16 protein-coding genes are annotated in these 18,151 nt (G+C 72.1%); 11 read left to right on the top strand and 5 right to left on the bottom strand.

Annotated features, from left to right (window positions below; translation table 11 throughout):
- Positions 1-131: 131 nt before the first annotated feature.
- From AB0M46_RS30290 to AB0M46_RS30275, 4 genes are all read right to left on the bottom strand, one after another.
- Positions 132-506, bottom strand: coding sequence for a hypothetical protein (locus AB0M46_RS30290; RefSeq protein ID WP_363341456.1), 375 nt, complete (start codon positions 504-506; stop codon positions 132-134).
- A gap of 67 nt (positions 507-573) precedes the next feature.
- Complete coding sequence (locus tag AB0M46_RS30285; protein WP_363341454.1) at positions 574-798, bottom strand: hypothetical protein; 225 nt, start codon at positions 796-798, stop codon at positions 574-576.
- Positions 799-828: 30 nt separating this feature from the next.
- On the bottom strand, positions 829-6,564 hold the full coding sequence (gene pulA, locus AB0M46_RS30280; protein WP_363341452.1) for a pullulanase-type alpha-1,6-glucosidase: 5,736 nt from the start codon (positions 6,562-6,564) through the stop codon (positions 829-831).
- A gap of 75 nt (positions 6,565-6,639) precedes the next feature.
- Positions 6,640-7,089 (bottom strand): MarR family transcriptional regulator, encoded by a 450-nt coding sequence (locus AB0M46_RS30275; protein ID WP_363341450.1) that lies wholly within the window; start codon positions 7,087-7,089, stop codon positions 6,640-6,642.
- Between the two features lie 74 nt (positions 7,090-7,163).
- Between AB0M46_RS30275 and AB0M46_RS30270 the strand changes: the two genes are divergently transcribed.
- From AB0M46_RS30270 to AB0M46_RS30235, 8 genes are all read left to right on the top strand, one after another.
- Positions 7,164-7,505, top strand: a complete 342-nt coding sequence (locus AB0M46_RS30270) for a PadR family transcriptional regulator (protein WP_363341448.1) — start codon at positions 7,164-7,166, stop codon at positions 7,503-7,505.
- Positions 7,502-7,972 carry a hypothetical protein gene (locus AB0M46_RS30265; RefSeq protein ID WP_363341446.1) on the top strand — a complete coding sequence of 157 codons (471 nt, stop codon included), beginning with the start codon at positions 7,502-7,504 and terminating at the stop codon, positions 7,970-7,972. The genes AB0M46_RS30270 and AB0M46_RS30265 overlap by 4 nt, the downstream gene beginning before the upstream one ends.
- A gap of 459 nt (positions 7,973-8,431) precedes the next feature.
- Complete coding sequence (locus tag AB0M46_RS30260) at positions 8,432-8,980, top strand: hypothetical protein (protein WP_363341444.1); 549 nt, start codon at positions 8,432-8,434, stop codon at positions 8,978-8,980.
- 33 nt (positions 8,981-9,013) lie between these two features.
- Positions 9,014-9,445: a YbjN domain-containing protein gene (locus AB0M46_RS30255; RefSeq protein WP_344610700.1), complete on the top strand. Its 432-nt coding sequence runs from the start codon at positions 9,014-9,016 to the stop codon at positions 9,443-9,445.
- A gap of 39 nt (positions 9,446-9,484) precedes the next feature.
- Positions 9,485-11,035 (top strand): aldehyde dehydrogenase family protein, encoded by a 1,551-nt coding sequence (locus AB0M46_RS30250; protein WP_363341442.1) that lies wholly within the window; start codon positions 9,485-9,487, stop codon positions 11,033-11,035.
- An 89-nt stretch (positions 11,036-11,124) separates the two neighbouring features.
- Complete coding sequence (locus AB0M46_RS30245; protein ID WP_363341440.1) at positions 11,125-11,583, top strand: hypothetical protein; 459 nt, start codon at positions 11,125-11,127, stop codon at positions 11,581-11,583.
- Between the two features lie 78 nt (positions 11,584-11,661).
- Positions 11,662-12,180 carry a SigE family RNA polymerase sigma factor gene (locus tag AB0M46_RS30240; protein WP_363341438.1) on the top strand — a complete coding sequence of 173 codons (519 nt, stop codon included), beginning with the start codon at positions 11,662-11,664 and terminating at the stop codon, positions 12,178-12,180.
- A 14-nt stretch (positions 12,181-12,194) separates the two neighbouring features.
- Complete coding sequence (locus tag AB0M46_RS30235) at positions 12,195-13,292, top strand: hypothetical protein (RefSeq protein ID WP_363341436.1); 1,098 nt, start codon at positions 12,195-12,197, stop codon at positions 13,290-13,292.
- Positions 13,293-13,335: 43 nt separating this feature from the next.
- Here AB0M46_RS30235 and AB0M46_RS30230 read toward each other — a convergent pair whose 3' ends face one another.
- A complete protein-coding gene (locus AB0M46_RS30230; protein WP_363341434.1) occupies positions 13,336-14,628 on the bottom strand; it encodes an MFS transporter in 1,293 nt (430 codons plus the stop codon).
- Positions 14,629-14,690: 62 nt separating this feature from the next.
- Here AB0M46_RS30230 and AB0M46_RS30225 point away from each other — a divergent pair, with 62 nt between their 5' ends.
- From AB0M46_RS30225 to AB0M46_RS30215, 3 genes are all read left to right on the top strand, one after another.
- Entirely contained in the window at positions 14,691-15,686 is a 996-nt protein-coding gene (locus AB0M46_RS30225; RefSeq protein WP_363341432.1) for a helix-turn-helix domain-containing protein, read from the top strand.
- 40 nt (positions 15,687-15,726) lie between these two features.
- The gene (ggt, locus tag AB0M46_RS30220; protein ID WP_363341430.1) at positions 15,727-17,499 is read left to right on the top strand and encodes a gamma-glutamyltransferase; all 1,773 of its coding nucleotides are present in this window, start codon (positions 15,727-15,729) and stop codon (positions 17,497-17,499) included.
- Between the two features lie 87 nt (positions 17,500-17,586).
- On the top strand, positions 17,587-18,144 hold the full coding sequence (locus tag AB0M46_RS30215; protein ID WP_363341428.1) for a M15 family metallopeptidase: 558 nt from the start codon (positions 17,587-17,589) through the stop codon (positions 18,142-18,144).
- Positions 18,145-18,151 lie beyond the last annotated feature (7 nt).

Genomic DNA, 18,151 nt, shown 5'->3' with positions numbered 1-18,151 from the left:
TACGGAGCGTGATCAAGAGAGCGCTCCAACGCGAGGAGATGAATGCTGGGTTCACTACGGAACACGATCAGGCACGCTACTGGAAGAGGTCGGATCCCTAAAGAGTCCTTAGCCGAACGGCCGAGTCGTTCTCACTGAATGTGACGGCGACGTTGCGTAACGAACCAGACGGCCGCGGCGGCGAGGGCCGCGACGACGCCGCCGATGATCCACGGGGCGCTTCCGCCTCCCTGCGACCGGCCGGGCGCCGGGCTCGCCGGCACGGAGCCGGCGGCCGACCCCGGCGCGTCCGGGGAGGCGGGCGCGGGCGAGGTGGCGACGGGACGCCCGCTGGGTTCGCGCAGCGTAGACGGCGGTGCGATGGTGCCGGGCACCGCCGTGATGCCGGGCAGCGTGGCCGACGGCCCGACCGGCTCGAGGATCGGCGGCGGCCCCGGCAGTGGCGGCCCCGGCGGGGGCGTGGGGCCGAGGCCGCCGATCAGCAGCGCGATCGCAAGGGCCTTCACGCCGGTCCAAACGGCACCGAAGTGGCCGGGTTGAGCCTTTTGCGCAGATTAACCGCACCTTAGCCGGTCATCGATGCCGATCGTTGCGGATCCGGATCGGGGCCGGCTGCGGCCGGGGCAGGTTCTGGATGAACTTGCCGAGCAAGACGGCCGAGGCGACCACGCACACGGCGAGCACCGTGGCCGCGGTCAGCGCGGCGCGCGAGGTCGCCACCCAGCCGGCGTCGACGAGCAGGACGAGCAGCCACATGACGGCCGTCGCCTTCAGGACGCGGTTGCGGTATCGACTCATGCAGAGGTGGTTACCCCTGGCTATTCGGTTTCATGCGGCCTGGACGAACACCGCCACCGTGCGTGCCGGAACGGTGAACGAACCGTGCTCACGGTCGAAGGTGGACTGCCGGGCCACCGGGTCGGCCGAGGCGGCCTGGACCGGGTGCAGCGCCACCTGGGCCCCGCGGTAGGCGTCCAGGGTCTGCGTGGTCGCCGTGGCGCCCGCGTTGAACACGACCACCAGCGAGCGCCAGTGCCCGTCCAGCCCGCGCGCGTCGAGCACCATGGTGATCACGCCCGGGGTGGCCTGCGCGCCGGAGAGCGGGAAGCTCAGCCGCCGCTGCACCTGGGCCGCCGTGTCCAGCGCGAACACCGGCGAGCTGGCCCGGATGCGCAGCAGCTCCTGGAAGCGGGCGGACGCCAGGTCGATCGCCGAGCAGCCGGGCACCAGCGCGGAGTCGGCCAGCAGCGGCCGGGCGTACTGCCACTTGTCCTGGTTGTCGGCGGCCGGCGGGAGCCCGGCGCCGAAGCCGTTGCCGTCGGCGCAGTCCCAGCGGATCTGGTTGAACCAGTCGCCGGAGTTGAACGAGTTGCGGTCCAGCGACTTGGAGCGCAGCCGGTCCGAGCCCGCGGTGACGAAGCCGGTGCCCTGCCCCAGCACGGTCGTGGACAGCGCCAGGACCTGCAGCCGCGCCCGCTGCTCGGCGGTCGCGCCGGTGGGCAGCTTGTAGGCCATCGCGTCGTACAGGATCTCGTTGTCGTGCGCGTCGACGTACGTCACCGCCTCGCTCGGCGAGCGCGTGTACCCGGCCGGGGAGCCGTTGTAGTCGACCTGCGCGCCGGTGACCCGGTGGCCGGTGGAGTCGGTGAACTCGTAGGCGGCCAGGTTGCCGGTCAGCCCCACCTGGATGAGGTCCTGGTAGTGCAGCAGCCGGGCCCGCTGCTCCGCCTCGGAGCCGTTGACCGCGTCGCCGTTGGGGTCGGTGTAGAGGCCGGTGGCGAAGCCCTGCACGTGCGGGTTGCCGTCGAACGGGCCGCCGCCGCGGACCGCGTCGCGCATCCGGTCGTTGAAGGTGCCCACCCCGGTGCCCGCCATGTTGGCCTGGGTGGCCTGCACGAAGCGGGCGTCGCCGGCTACCTCGCCGAAGTTCCAGCCCTCGCCGTACAGCAGGATCTTCTTCCCGTCGACCCCGTCCCTGGCCACCGTGAGCTGGTCCAGCGCGGCCCGCACGGCGAGGATGTTGGCCTTCGGGTGGTGCCCCATGAGGTCGAAGCGGAAGCCGTCGACCTTGTACTGCTTGGCCCACTGCACGATCGAGTCGACCACCAGCTTGCCCATCATCGCGTTCTCGGGCGCGGTGTTGGCGCAGCACGTGGAGTTGGCCACGGTGCCGTCGTCGAGCAGCCGCTGGTAGTAACCCGGCACGATCTGGTCGAGCACCGAGTACTGGTCGGTGCCGGCCGCGGTCGTGTGGTTGTAGACCACGTCCATCACCACGCGCAGGCCCGCGCCGTTGAGCCCGGCCACCATCTGGCGGAACTGCGTGATCCGCGGCGTGCCCTGCGGGTCGGTGGCGTAGGAGCCCTCCGGGGCGTTGTAGTGGAACGGGTCGTAGCCCCAGTTGTAGCCGTCGCGGTCGGCCACCTGCGCGATGCAGGCCTGCTGCTGCGGCGAGTCCGGCGGCAGCGCGGCCAGGTCGCACGGCGGCTGGGCCTGGTCGGCCCGGACCTCGGGGATGGTGGCGATGTCGAAGACCGGCAGTAGGTGCACGTAGGACGTGCCGGCCGCGGCCAGCTGCTCGAGGTGGCGCATGCCGGCCGAGTTCGGCTCGGTGAAGGCCAGGTAGGTGCCGCGCAGCTGCGCCGGCACCGTGGCGTCGGCGATCGAGAAGTCGCGCACCGACAGCTCCTGGATCTGCGGGCGGGCCGGGACGAGCGGCTTGCGCAGGTCGGCCCAGCCGGCCGGGCGCAGCGCCGGGTCGCCCAGGTCGGCCAGCTGGCTGTGCGTGCCGTTGGCGCTCAGCGACACCGAGTACGGGTCGGTGACGCTCGCGGTGGTGACCGCGTGCACGGCCGGCTGGAAGGCGGTGACCCGGAACTTGTAGTAGAGGTTCTTCCAGCTCTTGTCGCCCGTGATGGACCAGACCCCGGCCCGCTCGTCCTGGCGCATCGGCAGGACCTGCGGGGGCTGGGCCGGGTCGCGGTACAGCTCCAGGGAAACCCCCTGCGCCGTCGGCGCCCACACGCTCACGCCGGGCCGGCCGCCCTCGAAGGTGGGGCCGAGCTTCGCGCTCAGGGCCGCGCCGTAGAGGTCGTCCAGGGCCCCGGCCAGCTGCACCCCGGTCGCCTCGGTGACCTGGCCGGACGCGTCGCGCTCGACGGCGACGACCTGCCCGCGCAGGGCCGCGGCGAACGCGGCGCGGTCGCCGTCGAGGTGGAACGCCTGGTACGCCCACAGGTGCGGGAACTTCGCCCGCTGGCTGTCGGTCAGGTTCCCCGGGACCGCGCTCATGGCGAGCTTCGTGGCATTGCCCACGAGCTGCCCGTCCACGACCTTCAGCCCGCCGGCCGGCGCGGACCACAGCTCGTAGCTGTGCCCGTCGGTCGGCCCGGCCCGCCAGGCCACCGTGCTGCGGTCGATCCAGACCGCCTTAGCCTTGTTCACGTCGGTGTCCGGCGTGCCCTGGGCCGGGATGGGCAGCAGGTACTTCTCCACCCCCGACAGGATCCACACCTCGTGCCCGACGGTGACCAGGTTCAGCGCCTGGTCGACCGGCAGGTCCTTGGCGTCGCCCTTGTGCACGATGTAGTTGAGCAGCGGCGCGTTGGCGGCCAGCGGCACGGTGAACGTCACCCCGAATACGTCGGTGCCCGACGGCGGCAACGGGCTGCCCCAGTCGGTGCCCGTCGCGGCGCCGGTCCACACGTGCAGGCCCCAGCCGTCGTAGTCGCCGGCCGGCCGGCGGTAGTGCAGCACCGCCGTGTGCTCGGCCGCGGCGCGGGTCGGGTGCACGGTCGCCTCGCCGGAGCGGATCCACGCCTCGCCCTGGGCGCCCGGCAGCACCGACTGGTCGGCGCCGGGGTCCTTGGTGTCGCCGTTGTGCACGATGAAGTTGACCGGCTTGCCCGGGTCGCTCACCGGGACGTGCCAGTAGGCGCCGTACGCGTCGATGCCGTCCGGCGGGCGCGGGCTGGACCACTCGGTCGCCGTGCCGGCGGCCAGGCCATCGCCCCACAGGTGCAGGCCCCAACCGGCGTAGTCACCCCCCGGCCGTCCATAGTGGATCGAAACGCTGCCGGTGGCGGCGGCTTCGGAGGTGTAGATGGTCGCATCTCCTTGCTTGAGCCAGATCTCCGGATGTTTCGTCGGGTCGAGCGCGCGGTCGGCGGCGACATCCTTGACGCCGTTACCGTCCACCACCAGGAAGCCCACGTTCGCGGCCCCCGGCTTCAGCTTGACCCATGCGAAACGCCCGTACGAGTCCTCCCCGGCAAAAGGCGCGCCGGCCGGCCACGTCATCGGGTCCTGGACGTCGCCCCAGGCGTACAGCCCCCAGCTGCCGTAGTCCCCGGCCGGCCGCTGGTAGTGCACGACCGCGTAGTCGGCGGGCACGGCGCTCGGCGGCGTGCCGACCACGGTCGAGATCTTGGCTTCGGCGGTACGTCCCGAGCCGTCGCGAACCACCGCCTTGTACTCGAGCTTCGTGCCCGCGGCCAGCCCGTCGAGGTCGTGGTAGGCCGCGTACGGGGCGGCGTGGTCGGTGCCCAGCAGCTTCCACGGCCCGCCGCCGACGCGCGCGGCGTAGGTCACGGTCGACAGCGGGTCGCCGGTGACGGTGGCCCGCACCTCGGCGGTGGTCGCCGGGGCCGGGTCGACCTGCAGCGCGATCGCCGGCTTGGCGGCCGCCCGCTTGATGGCGCCGCGGGCCTTGAACACGACCGTGGTCAGCGCCGGGATGCTGACCTGCAGCGAGCCGTCGCCGGCCGAGGCGGCCAGGCCCCCCGCGGTGGGGTAGATCTGGTCGAAGGTGGTGTTCGCCATGTACGTCGGGATGTTCACCGTCTTGGTGCCGTTGCCGTTGTTGCTGGCCACCACGTACTCGACCCGCTGATCCGGGTCGATGCGGGAGAAGGCGAAGACGTTCTGGTCGGCGTACCGCGTCACCTGGATGCCCTGCCGCAGCGCGGGATTGCGCTCGCGGAGCTGGGCCAGGCTCGCGATCGTCCGATAGATCGGATGATTGACGTCGTAGTTGTCCACCGCGTGCGTGCGGTCGGTGCCCAGCAGCTCGTCGTCGAGATAGTCGGCCGTCTTGGTGGCGAACATGTCCTGCCGGGCGTCCTTGTCCCCGCCCGCGCCGGTGAAGCCCTGCTCGTCGCCGGAGTACACCACCGGCTGGCCGCGGGTCAGGAACATCAGCTCGTGGCCCAGCTCGTCGCGGCGCAGGTGGGTGGCGGGGTCAGTGCCGCCGGAGGCGACGAAGTGCCCGATGCGGCCCATGTCGTGGTTGCCCAGGAACGTCGGCAGCGTCTGGGCGCTCGTCCCGGCACTCGTGTAACGGTCGTCCTGGGCGTACATGTCGGCCAGCTCCTGTCCGGAGCCTCCACGGGCAACGAAGTCCGCCGCCGCCTGCTGGAACGGAAAGTCCAGGGTGGCCGGCAGGCGCCCCTTGCGCACGTAGGTCGAGTCGAAGGCCGGGTCGGCGTCGTAGACCTCGCCGAACATGAAGAAGTCGGGCTTGCCGGCCTTCTGCGCGGCCGCCTCCACGCCTTGGACGAATTGGGGCCAGAACTGCATGTCGACGTGCCGGGCGGTGTCGATGCGGTAGCCGTCGATGCCGCTGTCCTTGACCCAGTCCGAGTAGATCTTCGTCATGCCCTGCACGACCTCGGGGCGCTCGGTCCACAGGTCGTCGAGGCCGAAGAAGTCGCCGTACTCCGCATTCTCGCCGGTGAACGTCGAGTCGCCGCGGTTGTGGTACATCGTCGGGTCGTTGAGCCAGGCCGGGCGCTTGACCGTCTTGTCGGCCTCGGTGGGGAAGACCGGGGTGTACGGGAAGGACTGCGCATTGACCGGCGGAAAACCCTTGGTGCCATCGGCGTAGTTACGGTCGTCGAACTTGTTGCCGTTGGCGTCCTTGTATGGATAGTCGGCCTTGCTGCGGTACGAATACTGGTTCTGCGCGTATCTGATGACGTCGGCCGTGTGGTTGGTGATGACGTCGAGGTAGATCTTGATCCCGCGCTCGTGCGCCTTCCTGGTCAGGACCTTCAGGTCGTCCCTGGTGCCGAAGTGCGGGTCGATCTGGGTGAAGTCGGTGATCCAGTAGCCGTGGTACCCGGCCGAGACGTCGGCCCCGCTGCCCTGCACCGGCCGGTTCTTGAACACCGGGGCGAGCCAGATCGCGGTCGTGCCCAGGCCCTGGATGTAGTCGAGCTTGTTGATGACGCCCTTGAGGTCGCCGCCGTGGTAGAAGCCCTTGTCCGTGGGGTCGTAGCCGGTGCTGAGCCGCCCCCCGGTCAGGCCGCCGGTGTTGTTCGACGGGTCGCCGTCGGCGAAGCGGTCGGGCAGCACGAAGTAGAACTGCTCGGCATGCTGCGACTTCTGCTTGTCCAACAGGCTGGCGATCGAGGGCTCGGCGGCCCACTCCGGCACGCCCGAGGCGTAGCCGGTCGGCCGCTGCGGCGCATCCGGCAGCCGAGGGTTTTCCCCTGGCAGCGCGCCAAGCATGGCGAAGCCGATCAGGGCACCTAATGCGATCTTTGCGACGCTGGCGGACGGCATGGCGGGGCCTCCCTCGACGTGTTTCGCGAGGTGGGCACCGTATCGACAGGCAAAGATTGTTACAAGGCTTGACTTCTACTTTTTCAACGTTCCGGTGATCGCCTGGCTGATCTGGCGGAGCTGGTCGAGCTGCTCCAGGGTCAGCGGGTCGAACAGGTGGGTGCGGACCGTTTCGACGTGGCCGGGCGCGGCCGCTTCCAGCGCCGCGAAGCCCTGCTCGGTCAGGTCGGCGAACTGCCCGCGCTTGTCGTCGTCGCAGTCGCGCCGCCGCACCCAGCCGCGCGCTTCGAGCTTGGTCACCGCGTGCGACAGCCGGCTGCGCGACGAGCGCGTCTGCAGCGCCAGCTCGCTCATCCGCAGCGACCGCTCGGGCGACTCGGACAGCACGACGAGAATCTCGTAGTAGGCGTGCGGCATGCCGGCGTCATGCTGCAGCTCACGGTCGAGCCGGTCGATCAGCAGCGTCGCCGCCCCGTAGAAGGCACGCCACGTCACCTGCTCTTCCTCGTCGAGCCAGCGGGTCATGCCGTCATTTTTGCACGTTCAGAAAAGCGCCACGGCCGCGTTGGTAGCTTGCATCGCAAGGTACCATGTTCGACATGGATGTACCCGGCTCACTGTCCACGGCCTTGCGCCGGGGGACGCTGGAGTTCTGCGTGCTGGCACTGCTGGAGCAGGAGGAGCAGTACGGCGTCGAACTGGTCCGCCGCCTGGGCGCCGAGCGCACCCTGACGACGAGCGAGGGAACGCTGTACCCGATGCTCGCCCGCCTGCGCCGCCTCGGCTGGCTGGAAACGACCTGGCGCGAGTCCACCAGCGGCCCCCCGAGGCGCTACTACTCCCTGACCCCCCAGGGCCGCGCGGCCCTGCGCCACTTCCGCGAGGAGTGGTCGGCATTCCGCGACACTGTTGACCGAATTGTCGGAACGAGGGCGGCATGAACACCTACGATGACCTGGTCAACGACTATCTCCACGCCGTCGAGCAGGCCTTGGCCGGCGTCCCCGCCAACCGGCGCGCCGAACTGCTCGCCGACCTGAGCGAGCACATCGCCGCCAAGCGGGCCGAGCTGTCGCCGGAGCAGGAGACCGAGGTCGAGGTGCGGTCCATCCTGGAGCTGCTCGGCGACCCGGAGGAGGTCGCGGCGGAGGCCATGCTGGACAACGACCGGCTTCCACCCCCGGCCCCCGTCGTCATCCAGCCGAAGAAGCGCTCGGCGGCGCTCATCTGGGTGGCGGTCACCATCGTCGCGGTCGCCATGATGTGCGTGGTGGGCGTCGTGCTGGCCCTGTTCGTGTTCAGCACTTCGACCAACGACGAGGGCAAGCTACCGGTCGAGCCGGCGCCGGGGGTCTCCGCACCCCTGGAGTCGACGGCGTCCTCCGCCCCGACAAGTTCGCCGTCCTGATCGACGGGGGCCGCCGGGACGCTCGCCCTCCCCCGAGGCCGGGCGTCCCGCATGGGCCCACTGCGCGAGCCGCATCCCCCGGAACCGCGCCCCCCGACGCGGCCCGTCCCCCGACCACCGCTCTCTCGAACGACGGCGCCCCCAACGCCGGCCGACGCTCAACGGCCGGCCGGCGAGGCGGTCGCGAGGCCCGGCGAGACCTCGCGACCGCGGCTCAGCTACCGACGCCGTCGAGCGGAACGTGCCTGCACACGGCCCGCTCGACGACCGGCGTCCGCATCGCCCCGTTCCCCCCGTTCTTCGATGCGGACGCCGCCACTCGCCCTCTCGGTTGCGCGCTTCGCACGCGACCGCCCCCCGGTCCCGAACGCCTAGTGGCTGGTGGGTCCAGATCAGCGTATCTAGACGTCTAGGTTGGCGCAATTGTTGATTTGCGGAAATGTGGACTAGCCTTGCCGCGTGCGGGGCCGCCTCTTTCCAGTCGCTGACGACTGGTACGAATGGCGCCAGGACGAGCCGCCGCTGACCGGCACGGTGCTGGTCAGGATCGGCGTCGGGCCGGGCGGGCGGATGGTGCTCGCGGGGCTGCGCATCGACGGCACGCCGACCGCCGAGCTGTTGCGGGCCATCCCGGTCGGGCGCATCGAGGCGGCCGCCAATGCGCAGTTGGCGGCGGTGGAGGCTTTGGGCGGTACGACTCCGGCAGTCAGCACCCGGCCCAGACCCGTCGCGCCGCCGGTGGCCGAGGACGTGGGCTGGGAGATGGTCGAGCCGTCACTGGCCGTCCCGCGGGCGGCTCCCCGGGAGGCCGAGCGGATGCGCGGACGGCCGGACGTGTTCTATCGCCAGGTCGCCGACGTGTACCTCACGTATGCCCAGGCCTCGCACCGGCCCGCCTGCGACCTCGCCGACGAGCACGGCGTGCCGGTGAGCACGGCGCACCGGTGGGTGAAGGAGGCCCGGCGGCGCGGGTTCCTGCCACCCGGGCGGCCCGGCAAGAGCGGCTGAGGGCGGGGTGCGGGCCACCGGTATCGTGGACGCGTGTCGATTGACGACGCCTTACGCGCGAAGGTACATCGCCTGGTCACCGACTACCTCGGCGGCCAGGAGGTGCCCGCAGACCTCGTGAGCCGCCCGGCGGCGATCCGCAGCGGGACGGCGGTGCTGTATCTGCGCCTGATCGCCAGCGAGCCGCCCTTGGTTCGGGTGTTCTCGCCGCTGCTGCGCCAGCTCGAGCGCTCGCCTGAGCTGCTGGCCGAGCTCAACGACCTCAACGGGCGGCTGAACTTCATCCGGCTCTTCTGGCGCGACGACTGCGTGTACGCGGCGGCCGAGGTGCTGGCCTCGACCCTCGACCCGATCGAGCTGAGCAACGCCTGCGACTGGGTCTCCGACACGGCGGACTACTACGACGAGCGGCTGCGCGACCAGTTCGGTGGCAGGCTCGCGTTCGATCCGCCCGACTCCGCGTAGCGTCCAAAACTGTCGTACCCCCGCGCGAAGATGGACGGCATGACCCGCCTCATCGTCTCGACCGTCGGGGGCCGGCCGATCGCCGCCGCCGAGCATCGTGTGCCCTCCGTCAACCCGTCCCGGCTCGACGACATCGTGGCCGAGGTCGCGCTGGCCGACGCCGACACCTTCGTGGCCGCCTGCCGGTCCGCCCGCCGCGCGCAGCGGGCCTGGGCCGACGTGCCGCCGCCGGTCCGCGGGCGGGTCGTGGCCAACCTCGGCCGGCTGGTCGAGGCCAACTTCGAGGCCCTGGCCGCGCTGGTGACCCGCGAGGTCGGCAAGACCCTGACCGAGGCGCGCGGCGAGGTCCAGGAAATCGTCGACACCTGCGACTTCTTCCTCGGCGAGGGCCGGCGGCTCTACGGGCAGACCGTGCCGAGCGAGATGCCCGACAAGCAGCTGTTCACGTTCCGCGTGCCGGTGGGGGTGGCGGCCATCGTGACGGCGGGCAACTTCCCCGTCGCGGTGCCGAGTTGGTACATCATGCCGGCGCTGCTGTGCGGCAATGCCGTCGTGTGGAAGCCGGCCGAGTATGCGGCGGCCTGCGCCGACGCGTTCGCCGAGCTCATCCGCCGGGCGGGCGTGCCCGATGGGGTCTTCGACATCGTCCACGCCGACGGCCCGACGACCTTCGCCGGTCTCGAGGCGGGGCTCGGCGAGCGGCTGATCGACAAGATCGGGTTCACCGGCTCGTCGGAGGTCGGCGCCCGCATCGGCGAACTGGCCGGCCGGCACCTGCAGAGCCCCTGCCTGGAGCTCGGCGGCAAAAACCCGATGGTGATCACCGAGGACGCCGACCTCGACCTGGCGGTGCACGGTGCCCTGTTCGCGGGCTTCGGCACGGCGGGCCAGCGCTGCACCTCCCTCGGCACCCTGATCGTCCACGACAGCGTCCTGGCCGAGTTCACCGCCCGCCTGGAGACCGCGGTGCGCGGCGCCACTGTCGGCGACCCAACCGACCCGTCGGTGCTCTACGGCCCCTTGATGAGCGAGCGGTTCGCCGAGCGGTATGAGGGCTATCTCGACTGGATCGAGGACCACCACCGCGTGTCGGGCTCGACCGGCACCGGCCGCATCTCGGCCGGCAACCCGCGCGAGGGCTTCGCCGGCGACCCGGCCGCCGGGCTCTTCTACCACCCGGTCCTGGTCCACGGCGTGCGGCCGGAGGACAAGATCTTCCAGCAGGAGACGTTCGGGCCGCTGGTGGGCGTGGCTCGGTATGCGACCCTGGACGAGGCCATCGAGCTGGCCGACGCCCCCGGCTACGGCCTGTCGGCGGCCATCTACACCACCGACCCGGCCAAGGCCTTCGCGTTCCGCCGGGCCACCCGCGCCGGCATGGTGAGCATCAACAACTCCACCTCGGGCGCCGAGGCCCACCTGCCCTTCGGCGGCAACGGCCGCTCGGGCAACGGCAGCCGCCAGTCCGGGGTGTGGGTCCTGGACCAGTTCACCCGCTGGCAGTCGATGAACTGGGACTACTCGGGCCGCCTCCAGCGCGCCCAGATGGACACCCTGGCCATCACCCCGGACCTGGACTTCCGCCTGTAGACAGAATCATGTGGGGTTGTTTCTGGGCAGCAGGTTCGGAGCCGGGCTCGGCCCGGTGAGGTCCCAGGTCCCCCCTTGACCGCACATGCATGGCGCCGAGCACACCCAGCGTCGCCCACTGCAGCCCGGTGCAGCGCGGCGATCACACGGAGCGCGACCTCAGCTTCGTCGGCCTCGACTTCCGGCTCGGCGACGGCCTCGGCTTCGGGCTCGATCCACTCCGTGAACCGGCGGTGCCGGGAACAACGCGGGCAGTTCGTCGCAGGCACAACTGGAGTCCGGGACGTACCGGATCGCCGGGAGCGCGATCCGGTCATCGATCCGCCGCCACCCGCCACCCTGATGCCGTTTCGGGTGGTCGGGCAGCAACGGCCGCGCGCCCCCGGCGGGCATTTCTGAACGCGCCGGCCGTCGTCGCTGCGGCGCTTGAGCAGCACACCCGCGCCTTCGTCTACGCCTACGACGCGATGCGCCGAAGGTACATCGAGCGGCTGGAACTCCACGCCTTGGGGAACGCCGCCTTCGCAGGCAGGGCGACCCGGAGTTGACCGCGCCGGCCATGCAACAGCCGGGGCTCGCCACCACGTGCAGTCGGGTGAGGGCATTCGCGATGGGAGGGACTCCGCGTGGAGTTCGACGATTTTGTACGGCAGCGCGGCGCTGCACTCGTGCGGCTGGGGCACCTGCTCACCGGCGACCGGCACCTGGGCGAGGACCTCACTCAGGACGTGCTCGCCAAGGCCTTCGTGCGCTGGAAGCGGATCAAGGCCGACCCGCCGGATCCGTACCTGCGCCGGATGCTCGTCAATGCCGCGATCTCCCGGCGGCGGCTGGCGTCCAGCCAGGAGGTCGTGATGGCCGAGCCGACCGAAACGCCAGGTCGCGACGATCTCGGTGCGGAGGCGGTCGAGCGTGACGCCGTATGGCGGCTGATCAGCACGCTGCCGCCGAAACAGCGCGCCGCTGTCGTGCTGCGCTACTACGAGGACCTCGACGACACGGCAATCGCGGCGATGCTCGACTGCAGCCGAGAGACCGTGCGCAGCCAGGTGAAGCGTGCCCTGGACGCGCTACGCGCCCGGCTCGCCAAAGAAGGATCTGACGCCGGCTCGGCCGGTGCGACGCGAAACGGAGGAAAGCCGTGACTGAACTTGACCGGGTGGTCGCCGACACGCTGACGCAGGTCGTCTCCGACGACGTGCACGTCGAGCGGTTGCTGAACGGGGCGCGGGCGAGCGGCATCCGCTACCGCAGGCGCCGTCGCCTGACGATCGTGGCGGCTACGGCGCTCGCCGTTGCCGCCGTGGGCACCGCAGGCGCCCTAGCCGCCGCGATGCTGCCCGCTACCGGCAACATGGCGGCGGCGCCGACCCCGATCACCGACGCACCGTCGGCACCGCCGAGCGTCAGGCCCACGGCCACTGCCGCAGACCTGACGCAGACGATGACGCAGCTGCCGGCCTTGCCGCCTGCCGCCGATGCGCCAAGCGCGCTGAGCGACCCCGCCCAGGTCGGCCGGCCGTTGCTGATCCATCTCGGCCTGGACGTCCTGCCGTTCCCGGTGCGCAACGTGCAGTACCTCGCCTCCTCCGACGGCGAACGCCTGTACCTCCAGGGAAAGGCGGCGACGCTGACGGTCAGGCTTTCCCGCAGCACCACGGATTTCGAGCCGCTCGCCGGCACGCAGCAGCCCGTTGTCGTCAACGGCCACCCGGGAAAGTTCGCATACGACGAGTCCCACAGCGGCATCGGCACGCTGCGCTGGCGTGTCGCCAACGGGCTCTGGCTACAGGTATCCGGCTCGCTCGACCGGACCGCGGCGCTCGCGGTAGGCAACGGTGTGCGCCTGGACCGCACGTACCGCTGCGCCGTGCCCTTCCGCCTGCCGTCGACGCCCGCCGGCACCCGGGTGGAGTCCTGCACCATGACGATGTACGCCGGACCAGCGCGCGGCGCCGGGCTGACCATCGCGACCGGCGGCTCCTACGTCACGTTCACAACGGACTCCGGCTATGGAGCCGCCATCAGGGAGCCCAACGAGACACTCGGCAGCCGCCCGGCCGAGGTGATCGAGCATCCCGGCGACAAAGGCCGACCGATCCTGGAGATCAATTTCGCACCCGAGGCCGACACCATGGTGTTAATGACCGCCGAGGGCTCCTACAACGGATCGGTCGTGCGCGAGCTCGCCGCGACACTGCAGTGGCTGGGCGGCAGCGATCCGGCGACGTGGCCGGAAAATCCCGTAGCGCCGTGACGCCTGGATCGTTCAACCGCCAAGCCCACGTCCGCGCGGACATTCAAGCCGCCACGGCGGGCGCGGGAACGGGGGCGTCGGCCGCCGGGTGGCGGGCCTTGAAGAGCATCAGCGACAGCACCGCGGCGCCGACGGACAGGCCGCCCGCGACGTACCAGGCCGTGTCGTAGTTGCCGAGGCGGTCGCGCAGCACGCCGGTCGCGGTGGCGGCGATGGCCGCCCCGAACTGGTGCGACGCGAAGACCCAGCCGAAGACCACCGGGGCGGCGGGGCCGAAGTACTCCCGGCACAGCGCCACCGTCGGCGGGACCGTGGCCACCCAGTCCAGGCCGTAGAACAGGATGAAGACGACCATGCTCGGGCGGACCGTGGCGGCGAACAGGGCCGGCAGGAACAGCAGGGAGAGGCCGCGCAGGGCGTAGTACCAGCCCAGGAGGACCCGGCTGTCCATCCGGTCGGTGAGCCAGCCCGAGGCGATGGTGCCGGCGATGTCGAAGAGGCCGATGAGGGCCAGCAGCGACGCCGCGGTCGGCTCGGCCATCCCGTGGTCGTGGGCGGCCGGGATGAAGTGGGTGCCGATCAGGCCGTTCGTGGTCGCGCCGCAGATCGCGAAGCCGCCCGCGAGCAGCCAGAAGGCCGGGGTGCGCGACGCCGTGCGCAGCGCGCCCAGGGCCCGGCGGGCGGCGCCGGTGGCCGGGGCGGGCGGGGCGGCCGGGCCGTCGGACTCGGGGGCGCCGTAGGCGGTCACGCCCAGGTCGGACGGGTGGTCGCGCAGGCGCCACAGGACGAGCGGCACCACGGCCAGGGCGGCGCCGGCGACGGTCAGGGCGGCGGTGCGCCAGCCTTGGTTGTCGACCAGGAGGGCCAGGACCGGCAGGAACACCAGCTGACCGGCGGCCCCGCCGGCGGTCAGCACGCCGGTCACCAGGCCCCGGCGCTTCACGAACCAGCGGCCGGTCAGCGTGGCCACGAAGGCCAGGGCCATCGAACCGGTGCCCAGGCCGACCAGCACGCCCCACAGCGCGATGAGCTCCCACGAGTGGCGCATGAACACGGTCAGGCCGCTTCCGGCGGAGACCAGCACCAGCGCGTAGGCGACCACCCGCCGCAGGCCGAAGCGCTCCATCAGCGCGGCGGCGAAGGGGGCGGTCGCGCCGTACAGCAGCAGGTTGATCGAAACGGCCAGCGAGATGGTCCCCAGCGACCACCCGAACTCGTCGTGCAGGGGATGCAGGAGCACGCCCGGCGTCGCGCGGAAGCCCGCGGCGCCGACGAGGGCGACGAACGCGACGGCGGCGACCAGCCAGGCCGGGTGGAGTCGTTTCACACGAAACATTGCAGCCGATTCGGTACGGCGGAACGAGTGGCCCGACAGCCATAGTGCGCAAGAATTGAGCCATGAACCAAAGCGTCCGCAAGCACCTGGTGGCCATCGTGGCCCTGGAGGGGGTCGTCCCGTTCGACCTCGGCACGCCGACCCAGATCTTCGGCACCGCCCGGGACGAGCAAGGCCACCGCAAGTACGAGACCCGGGTCTGCAGCCCCGGGGCCCGCCCGGTGATGACCGCGGCCGGTTACCGGGTCGCCCCCGAGCACGGCCTGGAGGCGACCGAGCGGGCCGACACCGTCGTCGTCTCCGGCATCGGGTTCGGCGGCCCGGTGGAGACCGGCCTGCTCGACGAGGAGACGAGGTCCGCCCTGAGGGCCGCGCACGCCCGCGGGGCCCGGGTCATGTCGGTCTGCACCGGCGCGTTCGTGCTCGCCGCGGCCGGCCTGCTGGACGATCGGCCGGCCACCACGCACTGGTGGTGGGCGGACCGGTTCCGGGAGCTCTTCCCGCAGGTCAAGCTCGACCCAGACGTGTTGTTCGTGGACGACGGGGACGTGCTGACCAGCGCGGGCGTGGGCGCCGGCATCGACCTGTGCCTGCACGCGGTGCGCACCGACTTCGGCAGCGAGGTGGCCAACCGGGCGGCCCGGCGCAGCGTGGTGCCGCCGTGGCGGGAGGGCGGGCAGGCGCAGTACATCGAGCGGCCCCTACCCCGCACGGCCGACGTCACCCTGGCCGGCACCCGGGCCTGGGCACAGGAGCGGCTGGACGCGCCGTTGTCGCTGCAGGACCTGGCCGGGCACGCGAGGATGAGCGTGCGCACGTTCACCCGCCGCTTCCGGGAGGAGACCGGGGTGAGCCCGGCCCGCTGGCTGCTGCAGCGGCGGGTCGACCACGCGCGCACCCTGCTGGAGTCCACCGACCTGCCGGTCGAGGTGGTGGCCCGCCGGGCGGGGCTCGGCACGGCCGCGGGGCTGCGCCAGCACATGCAGAGCACGATCGGCGTCGCCCCGAGTGCGTACCGCCGCACCTTCCGGGTTGTGCCGGACGTCAGCGGCGGGTAGGCAGGTAAGAAGCGATCGCCATCGATCAGTGGAGGTACCGATGCGAAGGCTTCTCCTCATCCTCCTCGTGCCGGCCTTGCTCGCCCCGGCGGCCCCGGCCGCGGCCGAGACCAGGAGCGGGCCCACCGCCTCCGGCTACGGCGGGGCGGTCGCGTCGGTCGACCCCACGGCGACGGCGGCCGGACTGGAGGTGCTGCGCCACGGCGGCAACGCGGTGGACGCGGCGCTCGCGGTCGCGGCCACGCTGGGGGTGACCGAGCCCTTCTCGTCCGGCATCGGCGGTGGCGGCTTCTTCGTGTACTACGACGCCCGCACCGGCCGCGTCTCGACCCTCGACGGCCGCGAGACCGCCCCGCGCGCGATGACCGAGACGGCGTTCGTCGACCCGGCCACCGGGCAGCCCCTCGCCTTCCAGGAGGCCAGGGTGAGCGGCCTGTCCGCCGGCGTCCCCGGGTCGCTGGCCACCTGGGACACCGCGGCCCGGCTGTGGGGCACCCGGCCGCTGTCGGCCGCGCTGCGCCCGGCCGCGCGGGTGGCCCGGGACGGCTTCCCGGTCGACGCCACCTTCGCCCAGCAGGTGAGCGACAACGCGGCGGCCTTCGCCCAGTTCGAGCCCACGGCCCGGCTGTTCCTGCCCGGCGGGGCACCGCCCGCGGTCGGCAGCACCTTGCGCAACCCCGACCTCGCGGCGACCTACGAGCTGCTGGCCCGCCGCGGCGTCGACGCCTTCTACCGCGGGGAGATCGGCCGGGACATCGTCGCCACGGTGCAGCGCCCGCCGGTCGCGGGGAGCCCGGCGCAGCCGTGGCCGCACGCGATCCGCCCCGGCGGCATGACGCAGGACGACCTGCGGGCCTACGAGGTGCGCCGGCCGGCCCCGACACGGATCAGCTACCGCGGCTACGACGTCTACGGCATGGCCACACCGTCGTCCGGCGGCTCGACCGTGGGCGAGTCGCTGAACATCCTCGAACGCTCCGACCTGCACGCTCTGCCGAAGAGCCAGGCCCTGCACCGGTACCTCGAGGCAAGCGCCCTCGCCTTCGCCGATCGCAACCGCTACGTCGGCGACTACACGCCCCGGCCGCTGCTCGACGCCCTGCTGACGGACGGCTTCGCGGGCGAGCGGGCGTGCCTGATCGACCCGGCGAAGGCGCTGGCCAAGCCGGTCCAGCCGGGCGTGCCCGACGGGCGGCAGCAGCCCTGCGCCACCGCGCCGGGCGGCGCCGCGCCCGACAAGGGACTGTCGACGACCAACCTGACGGTGGCCGACAAGTGGGGCAACGTCGTGGAGTACACGCTCACCATCGAGCAGATCGGCGGCAACGGCATCGTGGTGCCCGGCCGCGGCTTCCTGCTCAACAACGAGCTGACCGACTTCAACTTCGCGCCGACCCAGGGCACCGAGCGCGACCCCAACCTGCCCGGCCCGGGCAAGCGGCCGCGCAGCTCGATGGCGCCGACGATCGTGCTGCAGCACGGCCGCCCGTTCCTGGCCCTGGGCTCCCCCGGCGGCTCGACCATCATCACCACGGTGCTGCAGATCCTGGTCAACCGGCTCGATCTCGGCATGACGCTGCCGGAGGCCCTGGCCGCGCCGCGGGCCTCGCAGCGCAACACGGCGTCGGTGACCGCGGAGCCGGCGTTCATCGCCTCGCCGGAAGGGCAGGCGCTGGCCACTCTGGGCCACACGTTCACCCCGACGGCGGAGATCGGCGCCGCCACCGCGATCGAGTTCCTGCCGCACGGCCGGCTGCTGGCCTGCGCCGAGCCGGTCCGCCGCGGCTCGGGCTCGGCCGGCACGGCCCGGTAGCCCGGGCGCCGCTGAGTCGCGGTACCTATCGACGAATGGGTACCGCGGCTCAGGACCGGGCCGGGGCGCGGGCGGCATTGTCCTTGCATGCGTTCGACCAACGCCCGGCGGCGCGACGGGGTGTACCGCAGGATCACCCGCGCCCTCGCCGTCGCGCTCGCCCCGGCCGCCTGGCTCGCCGCCCCCGGCCGGGCCCGGCTCACGGCCTGTCGATGGGCGCTGGCCGCCCGCTTCCCGGCCGAGGACCTCGGCGGCCTGACGGCGTCGACCCGCGCGGCCTTCGAGGCGGCCCGGACCGAGGCGCTGTGGCGCGACGGCGAGCTGCTCGGGCTCACCTCCGGGTACCGCGACCCGCTGGAGCAGGCACGCCTGTTCCACCGCGCGGTGGCCCGTGAGGGCTCGGTCGAGGCGGCCCGGCGCCACGTGCTGCCGCCCGACGCCTCCCGCCACGTCGCCGGCACGGCGCTGGACATCCGCCCGACCGAGGGCGCGCGCTGGCTGGAGCGCCACGGCGCCCGCTACGGCCTCTACCGCACCTACGACAACGAGTGGTGGCACTTCGAGCACCGCCCGGACGGCCGCCCGGTCCGCCTGCCCCATCCCGGCCTCACCGGGGTCAGCGCGACCGGGACGGATCGGCGATGATCGCTGC

This window comes from Dactylosporangium sp. NPDC051485 (assembly GCF_040682015.1).
In the GTDB taxonomy this organism is placed as follows: domain Bacteria; phylum Actinomycetota; class Actinomycetes; order Mycobacteriales; family Micromonosporaceae; genus Dactylosporangium.
This window is presented reverse-complemented; position numbering and strand designations above follow the sequence as displayed.